Origin of the sequence: Rhodoferax ferrireducens, assembly GCF_049302455.1 — a bacterium.
In the GTDB taxonomy this organism is placed as follows: domain Bacteria; phylum Pseudomonadota; class Gammaproteobacteria; order Burkholderiales; family Burkholderiaceae_C; genus Rhodoferax; species Rhodoferax ferrireducens_B.
Map to the genome: position 1 here is coordinate 23,405 of NZ_JBAQMD010000011.1, position 21,538 is coordinate 44,942.

Here is a 21,538-nt window from a genome sequence, read left to right on the forward strand (position 1 = left end):
TTCGAACTGCCGGGCATCCGGTTAAACCCTGTACTGCCTCAAATACCGTCATGAAACCGCAAGCCGCGCCGCGCGGTCTGGGCTTGCATGCTCAGGGCATGAGCTGGCCACCATTGACCTCGATGATCTGGCCGGTGATGTAGCCCGACAGCACATCGTCGGCCAGGAACAGATAGGCTCCCACACATTCGTCGGCTGTTCCCAATCGTCCCATCGGGATACCGCGGCGTGCCCCTTCGAGCTGCTCGGGCGTGGAGTTGCGTGCGTGAAAGTCGGTCAGAATGACGCCCGGGGCCACGCCGTTGACGCGCACGCCGTGCGGTGCCATCTCGCGCGCGAACACGCGGGTCATGGTGCTGACAAACGCCTTGGCCGCACCGTACAGGCCCGCGCCATCACTGCCGCCGGTGCGCGCGGCAATCGAGGTGGTGTTGATCATGTTGCCACGCCCGGCATGACGCATCACGGGCGCGGCCGCGCGACAAATGGCGAAGGCGGCGTGAATATTGAGGCCGATCACGCGGTCGAAGTCCTGGTCGCTGGCCTGCTCCAGCGCTCGGCGGCCAAACATGTCGCCCGCGTTGTTGATCAGGATATCCAGACCGCCGAAGGCCTGGACCGTCTGCGCCACCAATTGGTCGGGTACTTTCCGATCCAGCATGTCACCCGCCAGCGTGATGGCCTGGCCGCCGGCTTGCCGGATGGTATTGGCTACGCCTTGCGCACCCTCTTGGTTGCGTGAGTAATGCACCGCGACTCGCGCGCCAGCCGCGCCGAAGGATTGCGCGACGGCCGCACCGATGCCGGAGCCGCCGCCCGTGACCAGAACAGATTTGCCGGCAAACTGCAGCACCTGGGAGGGGTTGATCATGTTGTGTTTTCCTATGATGTCTAGAGCTTGATCGGGTTGGGGCAGCGCAGTCAGACTGCAGGACGTGCGGCACGTCGGCCTTGGACCAGCGTCATGGCGTACTGGATGGCATCGACCATGCTCTCGGCACTGGCACGGCCCGTGCCCGCGATGTCGAATGCCGTGCCGTGGTCCACCGACGTGCGCAGAATCGGCAGGCCCAGCGTGATGTTGACGCCACTGACCGCTTGCCACACGCCGGTGGCCGGGTCGATGCTGAAGCCCAGCAGTTTGACCGGAATGTGGCCCTGGTCGTGGTACATCGCCACCACCGCATCGAACTGCTCGGCGCGCAGCTTGATGAACACCGTGTCTCCGGGCCAGGGGCCTGTCACAGCATGGCCAGCCGCGGCGTATTCGGCGACCAGGGGGGCGATGACGGCGCCGTCTTCCTTGCCCAGAATGCCGCCTTCGCCTGCATGCGGATTGAGCCCGGCCACGGCCACGCGCGGCTGGCGGATGCCCAGCGCGTGCAGCGCTTCGAGCGTCACGTCGAGCACACGGCGCAGGCGTTGCGGCGTGAGTCGGGCCGGCACTTCGGCCAGGGCGCAGTGGGTGGTGACATGGGTCACGCGCATCGGCCCATGGGCCAGCATCATCACGCCATCGCGCATGCCGGTCAGATGGGCCAGCATTTCGGTGTGGCCTTCGAACGGATAGCCCGCCATGTGCAGCGCCTCCTTGCACAGCGGGGCGGTCACGATGGCGTCGGCCTCGCCGCTCTGGCAGAGCTGCACGGCACGTTCCACGGCACGGTAGGCCCAGTGACCGCCCGCTTCGCTGATTTGGCCGATGGTCAGCGGCTGCGTTACCGGCCCGACGTCGATCATGTCCACTACCGCAGCGGTGTCGAGTTGGAGCAGGCGTGCGGCTTGCTCCAGTGCCTGTGCACTGCCAAACACCTTGAGTTCGATGCGGCCCTGCGCGACGAGATCGCGCATCTGGTGCGCGGCCTTGACAATGATCTCGGGGCCGATGCCCGCCGGGTCGCCCATGGTCAGGGCCAATCGGATGGGTGTGTTCATGGGATGCGTTCCTTGGAAGTTAATCTGTGTGAAGTGAAAGGGAGAGTGTGGCCAACAGGGCGCGCAGGTCGTCGGGCGGGCCGAAGGCGCCCGAACGAGAATAACAAGTGAGGCCATCCCACCGCCCACCGACCAGACGGGCACGGCCCCAGCCCGCGCGCGGACTGGCGCTGGCCTGCAGGCTGCGCACGTCGGCGGCCCGGCACAGGGCCAGCAAAGTGTCGCCGCCCACCACCACCAGTGTGGTCGGGCGGGGCCGGGTGGTGACGATGGCAAGCATTTGTTGCCTTAACCGAGCCCGCGCCTGGGCAGGACAAAGAGGCTGGGCCTCGGCCAGATCGAGCAGGTCGGTGCCTGCAACGGGCGGTGGCAGGTGACGCAACTGCTCTCGCAGCACCGCGTGGCGGCTGGCGGTGAGCACCAGGGTCAAACCCTCTGCAGGGGCTGGTGGGGCCGTCGAGGCGTCGCTGCTTGCGCCTGACGGTGCTGCGGCTGCGGCCTGCCGCGCCAGCGCCCAGGCCAGTCCGGCGCTGCCGCACCACAGCCAGCGTTGCGCCTGCGGCTGGGCAGCGAGACCTGCGAGCCGGTCCAGGTCGTGCTCGCTCAAAATGTCCGGAATCACGACCTTGCCCGCGTCTTGCAGGCTATCTTGCACACGGACTGGAATGCGCGCGCTCAGGCCAACGTTGGCAAAGGCCTGCACCAGCGTGCCGGCATGTTCGTGCGTACGCGGGCCGTGGGGCTGGTGCGGTGGCGCCACCCAGTGGCGTCCCTGGGCCGTGAAGCGCCCCTGCGCGGGAAAGGCCGGCGCGAACACCACGCCAGCAAAGCGCCCGCTGCGCATGAGCCAGGCGAGTTCGGCAAATGTGTTGCCACGCAGCAGGCTGTCGATTTTCTTGAAGGCGCTGCCGCTGGCGCCCAGCCAGTCCAGGCTGGGCGCCAGCAAGGCCGGCAGACGAGTGGGTGACACATCGCGTGTGCCCGTGGCGACGACCTGCACCGCCTGTGCGGATGGGCCAGGCTCATCCAGAAACACCGGCACATCGCCCGCGCTGGCCCATGCCGCGGCACTGTCGAGCGCGCCGGTCAGATCGTCGGCCAGGATGTGCCAGGATTTCATGTCGTTGCGCAGCCGCCAGTCGGCCCTGAACTCCAGCTCCGCAGCATCCGGCCAAACCCTCTCATATTTCCAGACACCATTAATTTTCAAGCGGCGCAGGAAACTGCATACCGTAGCGTTGCGCACATTCGGCGAGCATAGGCGGGATGGTCGGATGCAGCATGATGCCATCGCACACCTGTTCCTTCCAGCGCGAAAGTGCCCTGTCGCCAGGCATACGCACGGCATCGAAGCCGGGCCGCGGCGGATTGCTTCTGCACGCGTTCCCGAGCCAATCGGTCTGGCGCAGAAAGTCCGTGGCACCGCCGAACGCCGCCGGATCATACAGAGACATGAACACCGTGGCGCCCCACCCGTCGGCCGGATCAGCGCGACCGTGGCCGGCGAGCCCGCCGGTGAGCGCCTCGACCAGCAACGCCAGGCCAAAGCCTTTGTGCCCTGAGTTCATGCCACCCAGGGGCATGATGGTGCCGGGTGGATTCGTGGAGAGCACGCCCGGGTCGCGACTCGGATTGCCCTCGGCATCCAGCATGCATGCTTGGTCGAACTGCCTGCCCGCTTTCTGTAAGCGCGCACTCATCCCATTGGTCGTGATTGAGGAAGAAATGTCAATCAGGAATGGCGTGGTCGAAGTCGGGATGCCGGCAGCGATCGGGTTGGGTGTGAAGACGGCCCGCGTTCCCCCGTGCGGTGCAACGCTTTGTACGGCCGGGTCGGAACTCGCCAGCAGCAACATGAAGCCGGCCTCGGTCGCGCGCAGCAGGTAAGTGGCGAGACAAGCGATATGGTGGCTGCGCCGGATGACCAGCGTCGCGCTGCCGTACTCGCGGGCGCGCGGCGCCAGCGCATCAATGCCGCTCAACACCAGCCAGGGCCCGGGCAAACGCCGCCCGTCCCACAGCAGAGAGGCGCCACGATCGGCAAGCACCTCCGGGGTGCCCGAGCGGGTCATGGTGCCGTTCTCGATTTCCTTGACATAAGGTGCAAGCAATGCCAGCCCGTGTGTGTCGTGGCCCATCAGGTCGCCCTCGACCAGCGTCCGGCCGACCGCCTCGGCCGGCGCACCATCCACCCCCGCCGTCTGTAGCAGCTTGACTGCGAAGCCCGTCAACGCCTCAGCGCAATAACGATCAGTGGCGCCCATCAGCAGGCGGCCCTGCCGCCGGTCACACCGGCATGAGCGCCTGAAAAGCGGCATTGATTACGTTCGGCCATAAGATATTCCTCGTAGAAGCGGCGCGGTTACTACGCCCTGATTGGGTTGATCAATTTGCAGCAACTCTCGTCGCTTGGGATTGGGCAATGGGCAGCGTCAAGGCATGTACTGCCCGCCATTGACCTCGATGATCTGCCCGGTCACATAGCTGGACAGCTTTTCCGAGGCGAGGTAAATGAAAGCGCCGACGCATTCGTCGGCCGTGCCGAGCCGAGCCATCGGGATCGTCAGTCGCATCGCTTCGAGTTGCGCGGGCGTGGAAAATTTGTCATGGAACGGCGTGGTGATCACGCCAGGGGCGACGGCATTGACACGAATCTGCCGGCCCGCGAGTTCCTTGGCGAGGCTCTTGGTCGCAGTGCTGACAAAGCCCTTGGAGCCGGCATACAGGCTGGCGCCCGGCCCACCGCCGTTGCGCGCGGCGATACTGGTCAAGTTGATGATGCTGCTGCCCTTCGTCATGTGCGGTACGGCGTACTTGGTGCACATCAACATCGAGCGTACGTTCAGGCCCACGATGTCGTCGAAAATCTCATCGCTGACATCGGTGATAGGCACGCGCTTGACCAAGGCGCCAGCGTTGTTGATCAACACGTCTATGTGTTTGAAATGCTTGGCCGTTTCCGTGACCACACGTTCGCAATCGGTGCTGCGGCGGAGATCGCCTTGGACCACCAGCGCCTCGCCGCCGGCCTTTTCGACCGCCTCGGCCACCTCCTTCGCAGCGGCCTTGGAGCTGTTGTAGTGCACCGCCACTTTGCAGCCGAGTGCGCCGAAGGCTTTTGCACAGGCTGCACCGATACCGGTGGACGCACCCGTAACAAGAATGACTTTGCCTTTCAGATCATCCATTGACATACACCTCTGTTATCTGCTTCTTGCGTAGCAGGCGCATGACAATGGGCATGCTCCAAACGAGAATGGTTCGTCTCATAACTTAAGTGAATTAGGGTTAGTCTCAATTGGCCGGGTGGTAAGGCCAATTCATAATTGCACGATCTGCGATGTTGAACATCCGTAGAAACCCTAGCAAGGCTAGTGTGCGTCCGCCTTTTTTAACCAAGGGAGAAGCCATGAGACTCAAAGGAAAAACAGCACTGGTCACAGCCGCAGGCCAGGGCATTGGCCGCGCCAGCGTGTTGGCGATGGCCGCCGAGGGTGCGCAGGTGTTGGCCACCGATGTCAACGCCCAGTTGCTGGAGAGTTATGCCGGCGTGGCCAATGTCACCACGGCCCGGCTGGACGTGATGGACAAGGCTGCCATCCAGGACCTGGTGGCGCGCATCGCACCGGTCAATGTGCTATTTAACTGTGCAGGGTTTGTTCACAACGGCAGCATCCTTCAGGTCACGGATGACGAGTGGAGCTTCGCATTTAACCTGAACGTGCGCGCGCAGTACTGGATGATCCAGGCGGCGCTGCCCAAGATGCTTGAGGCTGGTGGTGGCAGCATCATCAACATGTCCAGCGTGTGCAGCAGCCTCAAGGGCCTGCCCAACCGCTTCGCCTACGGCGCCAGCAAGGCTGCTGTGGTGGGTCTGACCAAATCGGTCGCAGCCGATTTTGTGGGACAGGGCATTCGCTGCAATGCCATTGCTCCAGGCACCGTGGATACGCCCTCTCTGAGTGACCGTATTAACAGCTATGCAGATCCGGTTGAGGCGCGCAAGAATTTCATCGCGCGCCAGCCCATGGGACGCTTGGCCCAAGCCCACGAAATTGCACCCATCGTGGTGTACTTGGCCAGCGACGAATCGGTGTTTGCTACCGGCCAGCTGTTCTCGGTGGACGGTGGCATGACCATATGAACCAGCTCGATTTGGCCGGATACCTCAACTGATCATCCAACAATCAACGCAAAGGAAGAAACTATGAAACTCGTTCGTTATGGCAAGCCGGGCAAAGAAAAACCCGGCCTCATTGATGCCGAAGGCAAACTGCGCGACTTGAGCGGCGTGATCAAGGACATAGGCCCCGATCAACTCGGGGATGCCGCGCTGGCCAGGCTGCGCAAGCTCAAGACGGCGAATCTGCCGCTGGTCAAAGGCTCGCCGCGCATGGGCAGCCCGGTCAGCGGTGTCGGCAAGTTCATTGCCATCGGCCTGAACTTCGCCGACCATGCCGCCGAGTCGGGGCTGCCGATTCCGAAGGAGCCGATTGTGTTCATGAAAGCCACCACCTGCATCCAGGGGCCCAATGACCCGGTCATGCTGCCCAAGGGCTCCAAGAAAACCGATTGGGAAGTGGAGCTGGGAGTGGTGATTGGCACGAAAGCGCAGTATGTGTCACAAAAAGACGCCTTGAGCTTTGTTGCTGGTTACTGCACCATCAATGATCTCAGCGAGCGCGAGTACCAGATCGAGCGCGGAGGCACCTGGGACAAGGGCAAAGGCTGTGACACCTTCGGCCCGCTCGGCCCCTGGCTGGTGACACGCGATGACGTGCCCAATCCGCAAAGACTCGGCATGTGGCTGGACCTCAACGGCAAACGCATGCAGACCGGCTCAACCCGAACCATGATTTTCAGTGTCGCCAAGCTGGTCAGCTACGTGAGCCAGTTCATGACATTGATGCCCGGGGACGTGATTACCACGGGCACGCCGCCCGGTGTGGGCCTGGGCATGAAGCCACCGCTGTATCTAAAGAATGGCGACGTGATGGCCTTGGGGATCGAGGGCTTGGGCGAGCAGCACCAGTTGGTCGTGCCGTTCACGCGCTGAGGTAAATAGGTTCAAGGCATCGCCTGAGCGTCAGCGTGGACAGCGCCGGGCCAGATCCTGCATCAGCGCCCTAACGCCATAGGTCCACGGCGCAACCTTATCCGAAGTGTTGACACGGTTGACCAGGCTTCCAAGGGTTTCCGTCGAGACTGTTACCACGTCGCCCAATTCATGCGTGAAGCCCTGGCCGGGACCATGCCGGTCCTGCGTGGGAGCGAACATGGTACCCAGGAACAGCATGAAACCGTCCGGGTACTGGTGATGCGGGCCAAAGGCATGCTGGACCAATTCCAGCGGATCACGGCTGATCTGACTCATGGAGCTGCTGCCCTGCATGAGAAAACCGTTGGCCGCCGTGACCTGCATCGCCAGATCGCAACGGCGCACCGCGTCCATGCTGAAGTGTTCATCAAACAAGCGGATGAATGGCCCGATAGCGCACGATGCATTGTTGTCCTTGGCCTTGCCCAGCAACAGGGCACTGCGCCCTTCAAAGTCGCGCAGGTTCACATCGTTGCCGAGCGTGGCGCCGCGGACCTGCCCGCGGCTGTTGACCGCCAATACGATTTCCGGTTCGGGGTTGTTCCAGTGGCTGCTGGGATGGATGCCGACTTCCGCGCCAACACCCACGGCACTCATGGGCTGCGATTTGGTGAAAATCTCGGCATCAGGGCCGATGCCCACTTCCAGGTACTGCGACCATGCACCTTGCGCCAGCAGAGCCTTCTTGAGCATGACCGCCGCCTCGGAGCCGGGCTTGATGCTACTCAGGTTGTCACCGATCACCGCCACGACCGCCTGTCGCACGCTTTCGGCCCTGCTGGCGTCTCCTCGCGCCTGCTCCTCGATGACCCGCTCCAGCATGGATGAAATAAAAGTCACGCCACTGGCTTTAATAGCCTGCAGATCGCACGGCGCAAGAAACCAGGGCAATGCCGGGTTTCGCTCGTCCTGGGAGGAGTTTCGGAGCACCGCCTGGGTGTCGCCAATGCGGGTGACGCCATGTTGATGCACCGCACGAACGGGGTCGTCCATCTCCAGCAGTTCCGACATCGTGGCCGCCGCCGGACTCAGATCATAGACACCGTCGGGTTTGATGCACGCCAGCACTGGCCCGACATCGTTTAACCAGACACGGCCCACCAGAGTTGCTGTGGCGGCATCAACTGGAAGACAAATCGAGCTCGACAGGTGATCAAACATAGCGGACACACTTTCAAAAAAACGTTCATGACCAGGACCATTCGACGCAGCGGCCTGGAAGCGTGTCGAAGTCTAACCCGCGCAGGCCGGGCGAATGGCTGCGGGTAAGCCGCTCTCAAATTCAAAGGCCCGTTCCCGATCGCCGGTCGATCGTCCGCAACCATGGGCGGTCGGGGCGTATCGGAGGCCACACAACTAAAGATGCTTGGTGAACTAATGCTACCATTCGCTGAAACTGGTTTCAGCTCGACCCTAAATCCGTGCCAAATTTCAGATGAGCACAAAAAAACTTCCGCGATCCATCCCAATCAACCCGGCTTCGGCACGCGCCACAATTGCGGATGTCGCACGCGCCGCAAGTGTCTCCAAGGCAACGGTTTCCAGATTTCTGAACCATCGCGACAAACTGCTCACCAAGGAAATTGCCACGCGAGTGGAAGTAGCCATTGCCGCCCTTTCTTACAGCCCCAGCCCCATGGCGCAGGCACTTAAACGTGGCCGCTCACGGCTGATTGGACTGGTGGTGGCCGATGTGACCAATCCATTTTCTGTGGCGGTTCTGCGTGGTGCAGAAAAGGCTTGCCAGGAAGCCGGCTACCTGCTCATGCTTTTTAACCTGGGTAATGACAGCGGCCGTGAACGTGAAGCCATTGAAGCGCTCACTGCCTACCAGGTAGAAGGCTTCATTCTGAACACCCTTGGACATGATGCCGGTGCCGCCGCCGATGCCGCTCGCCACGGAAAGCCAGTGGTTTTGGTAGACCGGCGTCATCATGAAATGCAAGCCGACTTTGTGTCCTTGGACAACGCTGGCGCCGTGCGCCTTGGCTTGCGTCATATGGTGGAGGCGGGTTATCGCGAATTGTTGTTTGTGTCAGAACCGGTCACGGACGTGAGTTCTCGTGAAGAGAGAGAAGCTGCTTTTCGCGGATTTATCAGCGAGTTCTCGCAGAGCATCGCCGGCCTGCAAGGCCGTACGTTCGAAAGCACAGGGGACGGGGGGCAAGCGATGGACAACGCTTTGCGCGACCTGCGTAAGCGCGCTGGCCAGCGCCTGTCCGGCGTGCTCACCAGCAACGCTGTCGTGACTTTACGAGTGGTGGCATCCATGGCGCGTCTTGGCTTGCGTCTGGGCCCCGATGTTGGTCTGGTCGGCTTTGATGACACCGAGTGGTCGCCCTATGTTGGCCCAGGGCTGAGCACTATCGCCCAGCCGACCGACGATTTGGGGCGCATCGCAGCGGGCTGCCTTATTGAGCGTCTAAAGGGTCTGGAATTGCCACCGCGCCAGATCTTGTTGTCCGGCCGTCTGGTGACGCGCGGTTCATCCCACACCGCGGTCATCTGATAGGCCCAAGGGTTTTCCATGATTACAACCCTTCGTTCAATTTCTATAATTCGCTGAAACCGGTTTCAGTTCCTATCCCAATGACGACCTTTTTCAGTCCCCACTACAAAAGGCTTTAAGCCCTAAAAGGCCCTCATTTCGTTGTTGCACACTCATGAATTACGTATTTCAATTTGGAGATGTTTTTGCGGCGTGGCCACTGCTGGTCAAAGGCACGCTCAGCACCATCGAACTCTCCATGCTGGCCATGTTGATAGGCCTGATGGTTGCCATCGGGTGCGCCTGGGGTAAGACTGCCGGACCGAGACCGCTACGCTGGTTCATCAATGCATACATCGAACTGATCCGCAACACGCCTTTTCTGGTGCAGCTTTTCTTTTTCTTTTTTGCACTGCCCGCATTGGGCTTGCGCTGGTCGGCTCACACCGCCGCCCTCACGGCCATGGTGGTCAATCTGGGCGCCTATGCCACCGAGATCATCCGCGCCGGTATTGAATCCATTCCCAAAGGTCAGATTGAAGCCGGGTTGGCGCTCAATCTCAAGCGCCACAAGATATTTCAATATGTGATTTTGAAACCGGCCCTGCGCACTGTCTATCCAGCGCTGACCAGCCAATTCATTTTGCTCATGCTCAGCTCAAGTGTGGTGTCGGCCATTTCGGCGGACGACCTTACCTCGGTTGCGGCCAACCTACAGTCGCAAACCTTTCGAAGTTTCGAGATTTACATCGTCGTCGCAGTGATCTACCTGGTGTTGGCCTTGTCATTTTCAGCGCTGTTTCGTGTGATCTACCGACTTGCCCTTCACTACCCGGATCGCCGCTAATGCGTACTTTTGGCTTTTCCGAATTCCTGTTCATACTTGAGGCAGCCAAGTGGACCGTCGCACTCTCCATGATTGCCTTCATCGGCGGCGCGATCGGCGGACTGATCATTGCGCTGAGCCGTACTTCCGGCAAGCCCGTGCTACAAGCCCTCTCGGGCGGTTTCATTCAGATTTTCCAGGGCACGCCGTTATTGCTGCAGCTATTTTTGGTTTTTTTCGGTGCACCGGTGGCAGGTTTTGAAATCAATCCCTGGGTGGCCGCGGGCGTGGCGCTGATACTCAATAGCAGCGCTTTTCTCGGCGAAATCTGGCGCGGCTGCATCCAGGCCATACCGGCCGGGCAGTGGGAAGCCGCACAGGCGCTCAACCTGCCTTACCTGGCGCGTATGCGCCATGTGATCTTGCCGCAGGCTTTCAAAATAGCGCTGGCACCCACGGTCGGCTACATGGTGCAGATCATCAAAGGGACCTCACTGGCCGCCATCATCGGGTTCGCCGAGGTCACGAGGTCCGGGCAGATCATTAACAACGCCACCTTCCAACCACTGATCGTCTTCAGCGCAGTGGCGGCGATTTATTTTGTGCTGTGCTGGCCACTGTCTTTATTGGCCGCTCGCATGGAGCGTCGACAAGCGGCAGCGTTGGCGCGCTGATCACCTCCTTTTTTCTCAACCTGTAATTTTCACTTCAACTCACGGAGATTTACCTATGTTCAAGCATCTGCAACGCCGCGTATTCACAACTACCGCGCTGGCATTGGGCCTGGCCGCTACCCTGTCTGCCTGGGCACCTTCCGCCATGGCCCAGACGGTCGCCGACATCAAGAAAAAGGGTGAACTAACCATTGGCATGCTGGTGGATTTTCCACCCTACGGGACCATGAACAGCAGCAATCAGCCTGATGGCTATGATGCCGACGTCGCGCGTCTGCTGGCCAAGGACCTCGGCGTCAAGCTCAATTTGATGCCCGTAACAGGCCCCAACCGCATACCCTTCCTGCTAACCAATAAGGTCGACCTGTTGGTCGCTTCGTTGGCGATCACGCCTGAGCGTGCCAAGCAGGTCCAGTTCTCCAAACCTTATGCGGCGGCCAGCATTGTGTTGTACGGTGACAAGAAAGCCAGCATCAAAGCGGCTGCCGACCTCAAAGGCAAGCGCGTTGGCGTAGCCCGTGCCAGCACACAAGACGTGGCACTGACCGCCGTGGCCCCCGAAGGCACCGAGATTCGCCGCTTTGACGATGACGCTTCGGCCATGCAGGCCTTGATGTCGGGCCAGGTGGACGCCATCGGTTGCTCGACAACGGTGGCGGCGCAAATCGATAAACGTGCACCTGCCAACGCCTTTGAAAACAAGTTCCTGCTCCGACAGCAGGTCATGGGGATCGTCATGCGTCCCGGCCAAGCTGAAATCCTGAAAACAGTGAACGACTTCGTGGATCGGAACACAAGCAACGGCGAGCTCAACAAGCTCTATCGCAAGTGGCTGGAAACCGACCTGCCAAAAATGCAATAAGCCCGATCTTCTTGTTTTCACCGGTGTTTTCATGACAGACGCAATGCAATCCCCCAACCCATCCGCCAATGGGAGCGAGCCCATCATCCGCATCGAAGCGGTGGACAAATGGTTTGGCAAATTTCAGGTACTGACCAACATTGATCTGAATGTTCGGGCTGGCGAGCGCATTGTGGTCTGCGGCCCATCGGGGTCAGGCAAGTCGACACTAATTCGCTGCATCAACCACCTGGAGACGGTACAAAAGGGCCGTATTGTGGTCAACGGCATCGACCTGACGGCGGGTGGTCGCAATGTGGAGTCGGTGCGCGAGGAAGTGGGTATGGTGTTCCAGCAATTCAACTTGTTTCCGCACCTGACCATTTTGCAGAACTGCACATTGGCACCCATTCACTCCCGCGGACTGAGCCAAGCCGAGGCGGAGAGCATCGCGATGAAGTACTTGAATCGTGTGCGGATTCCTGAGCAGGCCAGCAAATACCCCAGCCAGCTCTCGGGTGGCCAGCAGCAACGCGTTGCCATTGCACGCGCCCTGTGCATGACGCCAAAAATCATGCTTTTTGACGAGCCCACCTCGGCGCTCGATCCGGAGATGGTCAAGGAGGTGCTTGACACCATGATCAGCCTGGCAGACGACGGCATGACCATGCTGTGTGTCACGCATGAGATGGGTTTTGCCCGCAGCGTGGCCGATCGTGTGATTTTCATGGCGGACGGAAAAATCATTGAACAGGCACCACCGCAAGAGTTCTTTAGCAACCCGCAACATGAGACGACCCGCAATTTCTTGGGGCAAATTCTGAACTCTCAGCATGCGCACTGACGTTTTCTCACCCACAACGTCATCTGCCTGTTCTGCACAGCCTGACTGCATTCAGATGGCCACACCGGTGCTGATTTCCTTATCTGCCTTTGGCGCGGCCGAAGTCCGCCGCCTCGGACAACTGTGGTTCACGCAACTCTCGCTTCAAGCGGGCGCTGATGGTGTTGAAGTGCGCAGCGAACTACTGGTGGATGGCGAAAGCGAACTCGCAGCCATTGCCCAGGTGGTGCGTGCCCTTGGTAAAGATCTCGTTTACTCCAGTGCGGACTATCTCTGGGCTCCAGACGGCACGCTCGACGTACCCGCGCTGGAGCGTGCGCTGACTGCCGCCCAGACTTTGCTTGCACCAAAAATCAAAATGTCGATTGGTGGTTTTGGCCCTGGCTCGCACAGCACGCTTCTCACCCTGCAAGGCCGCTTAAAGGAAAGCAAAGTTGAGTTGGTCATTGAGAACGATCAGACTCCGATGGCTGGCACGCTGGCTGCCATGCAGGATTTTTTCAGCGCTGCTTCGGCCCAAGGGCTGGTTCTGGGCATGACCTTTGACATGGGCAACTGGCATTGGAGCGGCGAGTGCCCACTGCAGGCTGCCGCTGTGCTGGCGCCACAGGTGCGTTATGTGCATTGCAAAGGCGTTCAGCGCCAGACACAGCGTTGGGTGGCCGTGCCCCTGGCTGAATCCAGCTCACCTTGGCGTGCCATCCTGCGAGCTTTGCCCACCGGCGTACCTTGGGCCATTGAGTACCCGCTGACAGGTGACGACCTGGTGGCCGTCACGCGACAGGAAATCGACCACCTTCGCGCGGTCGCCGCCAGCTTGGCAAAGCCCACTTTACGCATTCATTAAACAGAAGTGCGCTGCAATATGACGAATACTTTGGACGTTATTACCTTTGGCGAGGCCATGATGCTGCTGGTGGCCGACCGGCCCGGTCCGTTGGAGCTGGCACAGGCTTTCTACAAGCGCACTGCGGGGGCTGAAACCAATGTGGCTATTGGTCTGGCGCGACTGGGCCTCAAGGTCGGTTGGGCGAGCCGCTTGGGGACGGACTCCATGGGCCGCTATTTGCTCGCTGCAATGACACATGAAGGAATCGATTGCTCGCATGTGGTGTGTGATGCATCGCAACCAACTGGCTTTCAATTCAAGGGCTGCGTCACGGACGGCAGTGACCCGCCCGTCGAATATCACCGCAAAGGGTCCGCTGCAAGTCATATGGGTGTGGCAGACATTGATGAAGCCTGGCTGCTTGGCGCAAGACACTTTCACGCCACCGGTGTGTTTGCCGCCGTATCGGAGACGACCTTGCCCGCCGCCGCCAAAACCATGGATCTGATGCGCGCGGCTGGGCGCAGCGTCTCATTCGATCCCAACCTGCGGCCCACCCTGTGGGCGACACCGGAGTTGATGCGTAGCGCCATCAATGACCTGGCCACACGGGCTGACTGGGTATTACCCGGTCTGGAGGAAGGTCGCTTTTTGACCGGCAAGGACACGCCAGAAAGCATTGCCACCTTTTATCGTCAACGCGGCGCCAAGCTGGCGGTCGTCAAACTTGGGCGCGAAGGCGCTTATTTTGATAGCGATAGCGCAACAGGATATGTGGCTGGTTTTCCGGTGTCCAAGGTGGTGGATACGGTTGGTGCCGGTGACGGCTTTGCGGTGGGGGTCATCAGTGCCCTGCTGGACGGTCTGAGCGTGCCTGCGGCGGTGAGGCGAGGCGCCTGGATTGGCGCGCGCGCCGTGCAGGTGTTGGGAGACAGCGAAGGGCTTCCAACCCGTGCCCAACTCAATGAAGCCGGGCTGTGACCCATCCCTGGAAACAAAGTCGAGTCTGAAAATATGTCTGATACCACTCGCAAAAATGTCCTGGTTTTCCGCGAACTGCCGCCCGACCAGCTTGCACGCCTGCAGGCACAACATAAAGTCACCGTGGCCAACCCGCGTGTGCCCGAACAGGCCGCCAGGTTTCGTGATGCCTTGGCCACCACTGAAGGCATGATCGGCTCCAGTTATGCCATCGACGAGGGTTTACTGGCCGGTGCGCCCCAACTCAGGGTCATCTCCAGCGTATCGGTCGGTGTGGACAACTACGCATTGCCGGCACTGGCAAAGCGCGGCATCATGCTGTGCCATACACCCGGCGTACTGACTGAGACCACTGCAGACACTATTTTTTCACTCATCATGGCCAGCAGCCGTCGCTTGGTGGAACTGGCCAACCTTGTGCGCGACGGCCACTGGCAGCGCAACATTGGTGAAGATTTATTTGGTTGGGATGTGCACGGAAAAACGCTGGGCATACTCGGGTTTGGGCGCATCGGCCAGGCACTGGCGCGCCGAGCTGCACTGGGTTTTGGAATGCCGGTGCTGTATCACAACCGTCACCCGATAGACGCCGCCAAAGAGCTGCCAGAGTTGATGGGCAAGATCACGCACACGCCGATGGAGGAGCTGCTGCAGCGAGCCGATATTGTGGCAGTCGTGCTGCCCTTATCCGATGAAACCCGTGGCTTGATGGGACCGCGCGAGTTTGGTTTGATGAAGCCGGGCGCGATATTTGTCAATGGCGCCCGGGGTGCCATCGTGCAAGAAGAGGCGCTGCTTCAGGCCCTGAACCACGGCCCACTGCGCGCCGCTGGACTGGATGTGTTTGCAACTGAACCATTGCCACTGAACTCACCCTTACGCACCCATCCCAAGGTCACTGCGTTGCCGCACATTGGATCGGCGACGTTCGAGACCCGGCATGCGATGGCGGTGTTGGCGACGACCAACCTGTTGCAAGCATTGGCGGGCGAGCGGCCGCTGGCCATGTTTGATCTATCCGTGGTCTGACCTGACCTGCACTGCCGGTCGAGCAAACGATCGCACCAGTTAGCTGTTCATTGACTGGCCCGCCGTTTGCCTGCGGCTATCGAATAGCTGCACGAGACGACCGTCTAAACTGCCCCTTCTAAAATGGCTGACTCATGCCCCTCAAAGACCTCCCCCCCGATGCCCGTCCGCGCGAAAAGCTGCTGGCGCGCGGCCCTGGCGCCCTGAGCGACGTCGAACTGCTGGCCATCCTGCTGCGCACCGGCATCAAGGGCAAAGGCGTGCTGCAGATGGCGCGCGAACTGCTGGAGCTCAAAAAATCCGGCAGCGACGACAACGATGGCTTTGACGGCATTGCCGGCCTGCTGCACGCCACGTCCGACGATCTCAAGCGCATCAAGGGTCTGGGGCCGGCCAAAAGGGCCGAACTGGTGGCGGTGCTGGAGTTGTCACGCCGCGCCCTGGCCCAGCAACTGAAAGAACGCACCATCTTTGCCACGCCTGACGCCGTCAAGCACTACCTGCAACTGCACCTGGCGGCCAAACCGCATGAGGTGTTTGCCGTGCTGTTTCTGGACGTGCAAAACCGCCTGCTGGCGTTGGAAGAGTTGTTCCGCGGCACCCTGACGCAAACCAGTGTTTATCCGCGTGAAGTGGTGCTGCGCGCCCTGCACCACCAGGCCAGCAGCGTGGTGCTGGCGCACAACCACCCCAGCGGCACGGTGCAACCCTCGCGCGCGGACGAGATGCTGACGCAGACCCTGAAAACAACGCTCGCACTCATCGACGTGCGGGTGCTGGACCACGTCATCGTGGCACCGGGCGAAGCGCTGTCAATGGCAGAGCGGGGCTTGCTGTGATGACCAAGCCCGTCAAGGTCAAAGCTTTGACCGACCTCAAGGTGGTCAAAAGAGCCATCGCCGAGAAAGCCAGGCAGCGCACCGAACAGGCCAGCGCCCAGGTGAAAGCCGTCAAGCAGGCCGCCAGCGACAAGGATTTGTTCGTCAGGGCCGCTGGAACCGTCCAGCCCCTGCCAGACAAGCGCAAGGTGCTGCATAAAGTAGAGCAAAAAATGCCGCTGACGATGCAGTACCAAAGGGATGAAAAAGCGGTACTGCGTGAGGCCATCAGCGACGAATTTGATGTGTCAACCCTGCTGGAAACCGACGAACATTTGAGCTTTCGCCGCCCCGGCATTGGCCCGGATGTGACGCGCAAGCTGCGCCGGGGCGACTGGTCGATCCAGCGTCAGCTGGACCTGCACGGCCTGCGCCGCGACGATGCCCGCGAAGTGTTGAGTCTCTTCATCCGCGAGGCGCACAAGCACGGCATTCGCTGCGTGCGCGTGATCCACGGCAAAGGGCTGGGTTCGCCCGGCAAAGCGCCGATCCTGAAAAGCCGGGTGCACAGCTGGCTGGTCCAAAAAACCGAAGTGCTGGCCTTTGTGCAGGCCAAACCGGCCGACGGCGGCGCTGGTGCGCTGGTGGTGCTGCTGATGGCATCGCGCGGGTAAGCGACGGTGACGCCTTAGTCGTGCGGATTGAGCATCAAGTCTGCGGTCTTGAAGAACGCCTCCCGCAGCTGACTGCGTAACGCGTCGGGCACGCCGGTCTCGCCCATCGCCTGATCCATGCAGGCCAGCCATTGGTCGCGTTCAAGCGTACCAATCTTGAACGGCAGATGGCGGCGCCGCAGGCGCGGGTGGCCAAAGCGCTCCGCATAGTGTTGCGGCCCGCCGAGCCAGCCGCACAAGAACCAGAACAGCCTTTGCCGGGCATCGTCGAGCACGTTCCCATGCGCCGCACGCACCGCCCGGTAGCCCGGCTCCCGGTCCATCAGGTCGTAAAAACGCTCCACCAATGCCTGTACCTTGGGTTCGCCGCCGATCTGGTCGAACGGTGTATCAGCAACCGGTTTTTTCTCGATGTTCATAGTCAAATTGGCATCTAGCCCCCGTAGTTACTTCATAGTATGCTACTAATTATATAGCATTTACTGCGCCGCCCGCCGCAGCGTCTCCACCACCGGGCGGCGCAGCACGTCACGCAGACCCCACCAACCGGCCGCCAGCGCCAGCAGCGCGCCGCTCAGGGACCCCAGCAGCGGCACCCAGAGCGAGACGATCCAGTCAAACTCAAACACATAGCGCGCCAGCGCCCAACCGACCGCGCTGGCGACGATGGAGGCCAGAAAACCGGCCAGCAAGCCCACGCCGATCAGCTCGATCCGTTGCACCTGGCGCAGCAGGCTGCTTTTGGCGCCGACGGCGCGCATGATGGCAAATTCTCGGGCGCGCTCCTCGCGCGTGGCGGTCACGGCGGCAAACAGCACCACCAGGCCGGCCGCCAGGGTGAAGGCAAACAAGAACTCCACTGCACCAATCACCTGATCGAGCACGCGCTGCACCTGCGCCAGCGTGGCCGTCATGTCGACGCTGGTGATGTTGGGGAAAGCGCGCACCAGGGTGTTGTCAAAGCCAGGTGCGGCTGGCGCCTTGAAGGCGCTCATGAAGGTGCTGGGTACATCGGGCAGATAACTGACCGGGTACATGACAAAAAAATTGGCCCGCATCGAGCCCCAGTCCACCTTGCGCAGGGAGGTGATTCTGGATTGAATCTGCAGCCCCCCGACGTCAAAGTTCAGGCTGTCGCCCAGCTTGAGGCCGAGTGTTTTGGCAATCCCTTCTTCCACGCTGATGGCGCCGGGCTCTTCTTCAATCCAGCGACCGGCCACCAATTCATTTTGAGCCGGCTTCTTCGCGCTGTTGGACAGGTTGAACTCGCGGTCCACCAGATGTTTGGCGCGGTCGTCGGCATAGTCGTCGGGTGTCACCGCCCGGCCGTTGATCGCCACCAGACGGCCGCGAATCATGGGATACCAGTCAAATTTGCTCACCCCCGCAGCGCGCAGGGCGGCCGCAAACGCATCGCCCTGCTCCGGCATGACGTTGATGACAAAGCGGTTCGGCGCATCGGCCGGCGTGGCCTGGCGCCAGCTATTGATCAGGTCGGTGCGCAACAGCACCAGCAGCACCAGCGCCAGCAAGCCGAGCGCCAGCGCACTGACCTGCACCACGGCATACGCCGGACGGGCCGAAATCTGCCGCATGGCCAGAATCACGGCGCGCGGCGCGGTGCGCTCGTTGACCACACGGCGCAGCAGCATGACCGCGCTCCAGCTCAACACCGCAAACAGCACGGTGGCGGCGGCAAAGCCCCCAACCGCAATCAGACCGAGCTTGACATCACTGCTGGCCGCCAGCAGCAGCACGGCAAAACCGGCCACGCCCAGACCCAGCACGCCGATGGAGGCGGGTTTGAGGTTGCCCACATCCCGGCGGATCACGCGCAGCGGCGGCACCCGTGCCAGTTGCAAAACCGGCGGCAGGCCAAAGGCCAGCAACAGCGTCAGGCCCATTCCGAGGCCGAAGACTACCGGCCACAGGCCCGCGGCGGGCAGCGCCGCCGCCACCAGACCGGCCAACAGCAGCACAAACGCGTAGTGCACCGCGTAGCCGATGGCCACCCCGAGCGAACTGGCCAGCAGGCCAATCAGTGTGAACTCAAAGGCATAACTGGCGGCAATGCTGCGCTGGCTCAAACCCAGCACGCGCAGCATGGCGCAGTCGTCGAGGTGCCTGGCCGCAAAACCACGTGCTGCCAGCGCCACCGCCACGGCACTCAAGAGCGCCGCCAGCAAGGCAATCAGGTTGAGGAACTTCTCGGCGCGCGCCAGCGTCTGCCCCAGCTCCGGGCGCCCGCCTTGCAGCGACTCCACGCGCACGCCGCGCACCTGAGGCTTTTTGACTTCAAGCTGGGCCCAGTCGACAAAAGCATTTACGCCTCTGTCGGCGCCAGCAACGGCCAGGCGGTAAGTCAAGCGGCTGGCGGGCTGGATCAGGCCGGTGGCCGCCACATCGGCGCGGTTGATCATGACGCGCGGCGCAAAATTCATGAAACCAGCGCCCCGGTCCGGCTCGCTGACAATAATTTTGGCAATGCGCAAACGGCTGTCACCCAGCAGCAAGGCGTCTCCCATCTGGCCCCCGAGCGCGTCCAGCAAGGGCGCGTCGATCCAGGCCTCGCCGGGCTGGGGAATGGTGGTGGTGATGCTGGCGGGCCCACCCGGCTGGCCGCTGACCTGCAATTTTCCGCGCAGCGGATAACCGGGCTCCACCACCTTCAGGGCCACCAGTTTGCTGGCGCCACCCAGGGCCTGCGGCGCGCGCGCCATGGTCGGGAAAGCCAGCGTCTGCACCACGTCCAGGCCCAGCGCGCGCGCTTTCTCGGCGAAGGCTGCGGGCGTGGCGTTGTCGCTTGAAATGAGCGCATCACCGCCAAGCAGTTGCCGCGCATCGCGCTGCAGACCGCCCTTGAGCCGATCGGCAAAGAAGCCAACCGCCGTCAAGGCCGCCACCGCCAGCGTGACCGCCACGATCAGTAATCGAAGTTCACCGGAGCGCAGGTCGCGCCACAAAGAGCGAGCGCCAAGGCGCCAGAAAGAAATGTTCATGCCGCTACCTTAGCGCACTCGCAGACCGTTTGCCGCAAGGCCAGCGCATTGTCCCGACACCAGCGCTCGGAATTGGCTTGGGGCAACAGGCGAGCGCCGTCGCGTTAACGTGAAACACCGTTCGTGGTGAGCCTGGCCTGCCCTGAGCTTGTCGAAGGGTCGAACCACCCCTTCGACAGGCTCAGGCCGAACGGTTTCATCATTCGGGACGGTCGCCGAGCGATGAGAGTCAGCTCAGGCGACGGCCTGCAGCCGGGCACCTGCCAGTTCCGGCTGCAGCAGCAAGCGCTCGGCGCCGCTGTAACAAAGAAAACGCTTGTTGGTGGCGCGGCCAATGGCGCACAAACCCAGGCGCTGCGCCACGTCGTGCCCCATTTGGGTGATGCCGCTGCGCGACACCACAATCGGCACCCCCATTTGCGCCGACTTGATCACCATCTCGCTGGTCAGGCGGCCGGTGGTGTAAAAAACTTTGTCCTGGCCGCTCATAGCCTCATCGGATTGCAGCCACATCCAGCCCGCAATGGTGTCAATCGCGTTGTGGCGGCCCACATCTTCCACGAATACCAACATTTCTTCGCCCCGAAACAAGGCGCATCCATGCACGGAGCCGGATGACTTGTAGGTGGTCTCTTGCAGCCGGATGGCGTTGACGATGCCGTACAGCTGCTGTTGCGTCAGTGTGGCCGCCGGCAGCACCAGACGGTCCACCTGCGCCATCAGGTCACCAAACACGCTGCCCTGGCCGCAACCGGTGGTGACTACCCGTTTGGCGGTACGGGCTTCAATGTCCGAGATGCCCTGGCGGGTTTTGACGGCGGCGGCGCCCACGTCCCAATCGACGGTAATGGATTCAATCTCCTGCACCGACTGCACCAGGCGCTGGTTGCGCAAGAAGCCCAGCACCAGCAACTCGGGCTGGGCGCCCAGCGTCATCAGCGTCACCAACTCGCGCTTGTCCACATAAACGGTGAGCGCGCGCTCAGCCGGGATGGAGACCGTGTTCACGTCACCCCACTCATTGAGCACCGTCACCTCACGCGTCAGTGGCGCGCGGGCTTGAGTCAGATACGGCAGCAAGGCGCTCAGGGCTTTTTGGCCGGGGCAATGTCCGCCGCCGGCGTTTTGCTGCTGGGTGGGCTGGTGGCCGTGGGCGCTGGCGAATGAGCACCAGACGCCTCAAGCGGCTTGGCAGCGACAGCAGGCGCGTACGAAAAAGCGCCCGGATCGGCGCAGGGCGGCATGGACGGGGCCGGCTTGACGTCCTTGCCAGCGGCTTTGGCCGTCTGGACGTAATGGGCTGCCACCTTGTCCTGCGCCTTGCAATTGAGGTAGGCGTCGACCTTGCCGCTCCATGCCGCCTTGGCCGCCGCCTCGGCCGCCTTGGCTTTGGCTTCTTCCGATGGCGCGGGCAACTTGGCCATCACGGCGGTGCCCATCAAGAGCAGGCTGCTGATCACAAAGATTTGTTTCAGATGTTTTTTCATACAGGCTTTCTCAAG

22 protein-coding genes are annotated in these 21,538 nt (G+C 61.5%); 12 read left to right on the forward strand and 10 right to left on the reverse strand.

The genetic code is table 11. The annotated features are described in order from the left end of the window. Positions 1 to 91: 91 nt before the first annotated feature. The 5 genes from WA157_RS01325 to WA157_RS01345 form a co-directional block, all read right to left on the reverse strand. Positions 92 to 871, reverse strand: a complete 780-nt coding sequence (locus WA157_RS01325) for an SDR family NAD(P)-dependent oxidoreductase (protein WP_422619233.1) — start codon at positions 869 to 871, stop codon at positions 92 to 94. Positions 872 to 921: 50 nt separating this feature from the next. Beyond that, entirely contained in the window at positions 922 to 1,935 is a 1,014-nt protein-coding gene (gene pdxA, locus WA157_RS01330) for a 4-hydroxythreonine-4-phosphate dehydrogenase PdxA (RefSeq protein ID WP_422619234.1), read from the reverse strand. 19 nt (positions 1,936 to 1,954) lie between these two features. Continuing rightward, positions 1,955 to 3,055: a four-carbon acid sugar kinase family protein gene (locus tag WA157_RS01335; protein WP_422619235.1), complete on the reverse strand. Its 1,101-nt coding sequence runs from the start codon at positions 3,053 to 3,055 to the stop codon at positions 1,955 to 1,957. A 79-nt stretch (positions 3,056 to 3,134) separates the two neighbouring features. Continuing rightward, a complete protein-coding gene (locus WA157_RS01340) occupies positions 3,135 to 4,199 on the reverse strand; it encodes an Ldh family oxidoreductase (protein WP_422619281.1) in 1,065 nt (354 codons plus the stop codon). A gap of 168 nt (positions 4,200 to 4,367) precedes the next feature. Continuing rightward, the gene (locus tag WA157_RS01345; protein ID WP_422619236.1) at positions 4,368 to 5,123 is read right to left on the reverse strand and encodes an SDR family NAD(P)-dependent oxidoreductase; all 756 of its coding nucleotides are present in this window, start codon (positions 5,121 to 5,123) and stop codon (positions 4,368 to 4,370) included. Positions 5,124 to 5,344: 221 nt separating this feature from the next. Here WA157_RS01345 and WA157_RS01350 point away from each other — a divergent pair, with 221 nt between their 5' ends. Both WA157_RS01350 and WA157_RS01355 read left to right on the forward strand, forming a co-directional pair. Beyond that, entirely contained in the window at positions 5,345 to 6,079 is a 735-nt protein-coding gene (locus tag WA157_RS01350) for an SDR family oxidoreductase (RefSeq protein ID WP_422619237.1), read from the forward strand. 63 nt (positions 6,080 to 6,142) lie between these two features. Next, the gene (locus tag WA157_RS01355) at positions 6,143 to 6,991 is read left to right on the forward strand and encodes a fumarylacetoacetate hydrolase family protein (protein WP_422619238.1); all 849 of its coding nucleotides are present in this window, start codon (positions 6,143 to 6,145) and stop codon (positions 6,989 to 6,991) included. Between the two features lie 30 nt (positions 6,992 to 7,021). On the opposite strand, the gene WA157_RS01360 is transcribed toward WA157_RS01355, so the two are convergent. Continuing rightward, the gene (locus WA157_RS01360) at positions 7,022 to 8,194 is read right to left on the reverse strand and encodes a fumarylacetoacetate hydrolase family protein (RefSeq protein WP_422619239.1); all 1,173 of its coding nucleotides are present in this window, start codon (positions 8,192 to 8,194) and stop codon (positions 7,022 to 7,024) included. 274 nt (positions 8,195 to 8,468) lie between these two features. Between WA157_RS01360 and WA157_RS01365 the strand changes: the two genes are divergently transcribed. The 10 genes from WA157_RS01365 (at position 8,469) to WA157_RS01410 (ending at position 17,037) form a co-directional block, all read left to right on the forward strand. Beyond that, complete coding sequence (locus WA157_RS01365) at positions 8,469 to 9,542, forward strand: LacI family DNA-binding transcriptional regulator (protein ID WP_422619240.1); 1,074 nt, start codon at positions 8,469 to 8,471, stop codon at positions 9,540 to 9,542. A gap of 154 nt (positions 9,543 to 9,696) precedes the next feature. Further along, positions 9,697 to 10,368, forward strand: coding sequence for an amino acid ABC transporter permease (locus WA157_RS01370; protein WP_422619241.1), 672 nt, complete (start codon positions 9,697 to 9,699; stop codon positions 10,366 to 10,368). Beyond that, positions 10,368 to 11,021 carry an amino acid ABC transporter permease gene (locus tag WA157_RS01375; protein WP_422619242.1) on the forward strand — a complete coding sequence of 218 codons (654 nt, stop codon included), beginning with the start codon at positions 10,368 to 10,370 and terminating at the stop codon, positions 11,019 to 11,021. The genes WA157_RS01370 and WA157_RS01375 overlap by 1 nt, the downstream gene beginning before the upstream one ends. 55 nt (positions 11,022 to 11,076) lie before the next feature. Next, positions 11,077 to 11,883, forward strand: a complete 807-nt coding sequence (locus tag WA157_RS01380) for a transporter substrate-binding domain-containing protein (RefSeq protein WP_422619243.1) — start codon at positions 11,077 to 11,079, stop codon at positions 11,881 to 11,883. A gap of 31 nt (positions 11,884 to 11,914) precedes the next feature. Next, a complete protein-coding gene (locus WA157_RS01385; RefSeq protein ID WP_422619244.1) occupies positions 11,915 to 12,706 on the forward strand; it encodes an amino acid ABC transporter ATP-binding protein in 792 nt (263 codons plus the stop codon). Positions 12,707 to 12,761: 55 nt separating this feature from the next. Further along, on the forward strand, positions 12,762 to 13,553 hold the full coding sequence (locus tag WA157_RS01390; RefSeq protein ID WP_422619282.1) for a sugar phosphate isomerase/epimerase family protein: 792 nt from the start codon (positions 12,762 to 12,764) through the stop codon (positions 13,551 to 13,553). 18 nt (positions 13,554 to 13,571) lie between these two features. Beyond that, positions 13,572 to 14,516, forward strand: a complete 945-nt coding sequence (locus WA157_RS01395; protein ID WP_422619245.1) for a sugar kinase — start codon at positions 13,572 to 13,574, stop codon at positions 14,514 to 14,516. A 33-nt stretch (positions 14,517 to 14,549) separates the two neighbouring features. Continuing rightward, complete coding sequence (locus WA157_RS01400; RefSeq protein ID WP_422619246.1) at positions 14,550 to 15,545, forward strand: 2-hydroxyacid dehydrogenase; 996 nt, start codon at positions 14,550 to 14,552, stop codon at positions 15,543 to 15,545. 134 nt (positions 15,546 to 15,679) lie between these two features. Then, positions 15,680 to 16,384, forward strand: coding sequence for a RadC family protein (gene radC, locus WA157_RS01405; RefSeq protein WP_318665753.1), 705 nt, complete (start codon positions 15,680 to 15,682; stop codon positions 16,382 to 16,384). Continuing rightward, on the forward strand, positions 16,384 to 17,037 hold the full coding sequence (locus tag WA157_RS01410; RefSeq protein ID WP_422619247.1) for a Smr/MutS family protein: 654 nt from the start codon (positions 16,384 to 16,386) through the stop codon (positions 17,035 to 17,037). The genes radC and WA157_RS01410 overlap by 1 nt, the downstream gene beginning before the upstream one ends. Positions 17,038 to 17,051: 14 nt before the next feature. Here WA157_RS01410 and WA157_RS01415 read toward each other — a convergent pair whose 3' ends face one another. From WA157_RS01415 to WA157_RS01430, 4 genes are all read right to left on the reverse strand, one after another. Next, entirely contained in the window at positions 17,052 to 17,456 is a 405-nt protein-coding gene (locus tag WA157_RS01415; protein WP_422619248.1) for a group II truncated hemoglobin, read from the reverse strand. A gap of 60 nt (positions 17,457 to 17,516) precedes the next feature. Further along, a complete protein-coding gene (locus WA157_RS01420; protein ID WP_422619249.1) occupies positions 17,517 to 20,036 on the reverse strand; it encodes an ABC transporter permease in 2,520 nt (839 codons plus the stop codon). A gap of 234 nt (positions 20,037 to 20,270) precedes the next feature. Further along, the gene (locus WA157_RS01425) at positions 20,271 to 21,116 is read right to left on the reverse strand and encodes a formate dehydrogenase accessory sulfurtransferase FdhD (protein WP_422619250.1); all 846 of its coding nucleotides are present in this window, start codon (positions 21,114 to 21,116) and stop codon (positions 20,271 to 20,273) included. Between the two features lie 5 nt (positions 21,117 to 21,121). After that, entirely contained in the window at positions 21,122 to 21,523 is a 402-nt protein-coding gene (locus WA157_RS01430; RefSeq protein ID WP_422619251.1) for a hypothetical protein, read from the reverse strand. Positions 21,524 to 21,538 lie beyond the last annotated feature (15 nt).

Coding starts and splice junctions, on each gene's coding strand:
- WA157_RS01375 (WP_422619242.1), top strand. CDS start 10,368: ATGCGTACTTTTGGCTTTTCCGAATTCCTGTTCATACTTGAGGCAGCC.
- WA157_RS01410 (WP_422619247.1), top strand. CDS start 16,384: ATGACCAAGCCCGTCAAGGTCAAAGCTTTGACCGACCTCAAGGTGGTC.
- WA157_RS01380 (WP_422619243.1), top strand. CDS start 11,077: ATGTTCAAGCATCTGCAACGCCGCGTATTCACAACTACCGCGCTGGCA.
- WA157_RS01360 (WP_422619239.1), bottom strand. CDS start 8,194: ATGTTTGATCACCTGTCGAGCTCGATTTGTCTTCCAGTTGATGCCGCC.
- WA157_RS01395 (WP_422619245.1), top strand. CDS start 13,572: ATGACGAATACTTTGGACGTTATTACCTTTGGCGAGGCCATGATGCTG.
- WA157_RS01340 (WP_422619281.1), bottom strand. CDS start 4,199: ATGGGCGCCACTGATCGTTATTGCGCTGAGGCGTTGACGGGCTTCGCA.
- WA157_RS01345 (WP_422619236.1), bottom strand. CDS start 5,123: ATGGATGATCTGAAAGGCAAAGTCATTCTTGTTACGGGTGCGTCCACC.
- WA157_RS01415 (WP_422619248.1), bottom strand. CDS start 17,456: ATGAACATCGAGAAAAAACCGGTTGCTGATACACCGTTCGACCAGATC.
- WA157_RS01370 (WP_422619241.1), top strand. CDS start 9,697: ATGAATTACGTATTTCAATTTGGAGATGTTTTTGCGGCGTGGCCACTG.
- WA157_RS01350 (WP_422619237.1), top strand. CDS start 5,345: ATGAGACTCAAAGGAAAAACAGCACTGGTCACAGCCGCAGGCCAGGGC.
- pdxA (WP_422619234.1), bottom strand. CDS start 1,935: ATGAACACACCCATCCGATTGGCCCTGACCATGGGCGACCCGGCGGGC.
- WA157_RS01335 (WP_422619235.1), bottom strand. CDS start 3,055: ATGAAATCCTGGCACATCCTGGCCGACGATCTGACCGGCGCGCTCGAC.
- WA157_RS01385 (WP_422619244.1), top strand. CDS start 11,915: ATGACAGACGCAATGCAATCCCCCAACCCATCCGCCAATGGGAGCGAG.
- WA157_RS01430 (WP_422619251.1), bottom strand. CDS start 21,523: ATGAAAAAACATCTGAAACAAATCTTTGTGATCAGCAGCCTGCTCTTG.
- WA157_RS01355 (WP_422619238.1), top strand. CDS start 6,143: ATGAAACTCGTTCGTTATGGCAAGCCGGGCAAAGAAAAACCCGGCCTC.
- WA157_RS01420 (WP_422619249.1), bottom strand. CDS start 20,036: ATGAACATTTCTTTCTGGCGCCTTGGCGCTCGCTCTTTGTGGCGCGAC.
- WA157_RS01400 (WP_422619246.1), top strand. CDS start 14,550: ATGTCTGATACCACTCGCAAAAATGTCCTGGTTTTCCGCGAACTGCCG.
- WA157_RS01390 (WP_422619282.1), top strand. CDS start 12,762: ATGGCCACACCGGTGCTGATTTCCTTATCTGCCTTTGGCGCGGCCGAA.
- WA157_RS01365 (WP_422619240.1), top strand. CDS start 8,469: ATGAGCACAAAAAAACTTCCGCGATCCATCCCAATCAACCCGGCTTCG.
- radC (WP_318665753.1), top strand. CDS start 15,680: ATGCCCCTCAAAGACCTCCCCCCCGATGCCCGTCCGCGCGAAAAGCTG.
- WA157_RS01325 (WP_422619233.1), bottom strand. CDS start 871: ATGATCAACCCCTCCCAGGTGCTGCAGTTTGCCGGCAAATCTGTTCTG.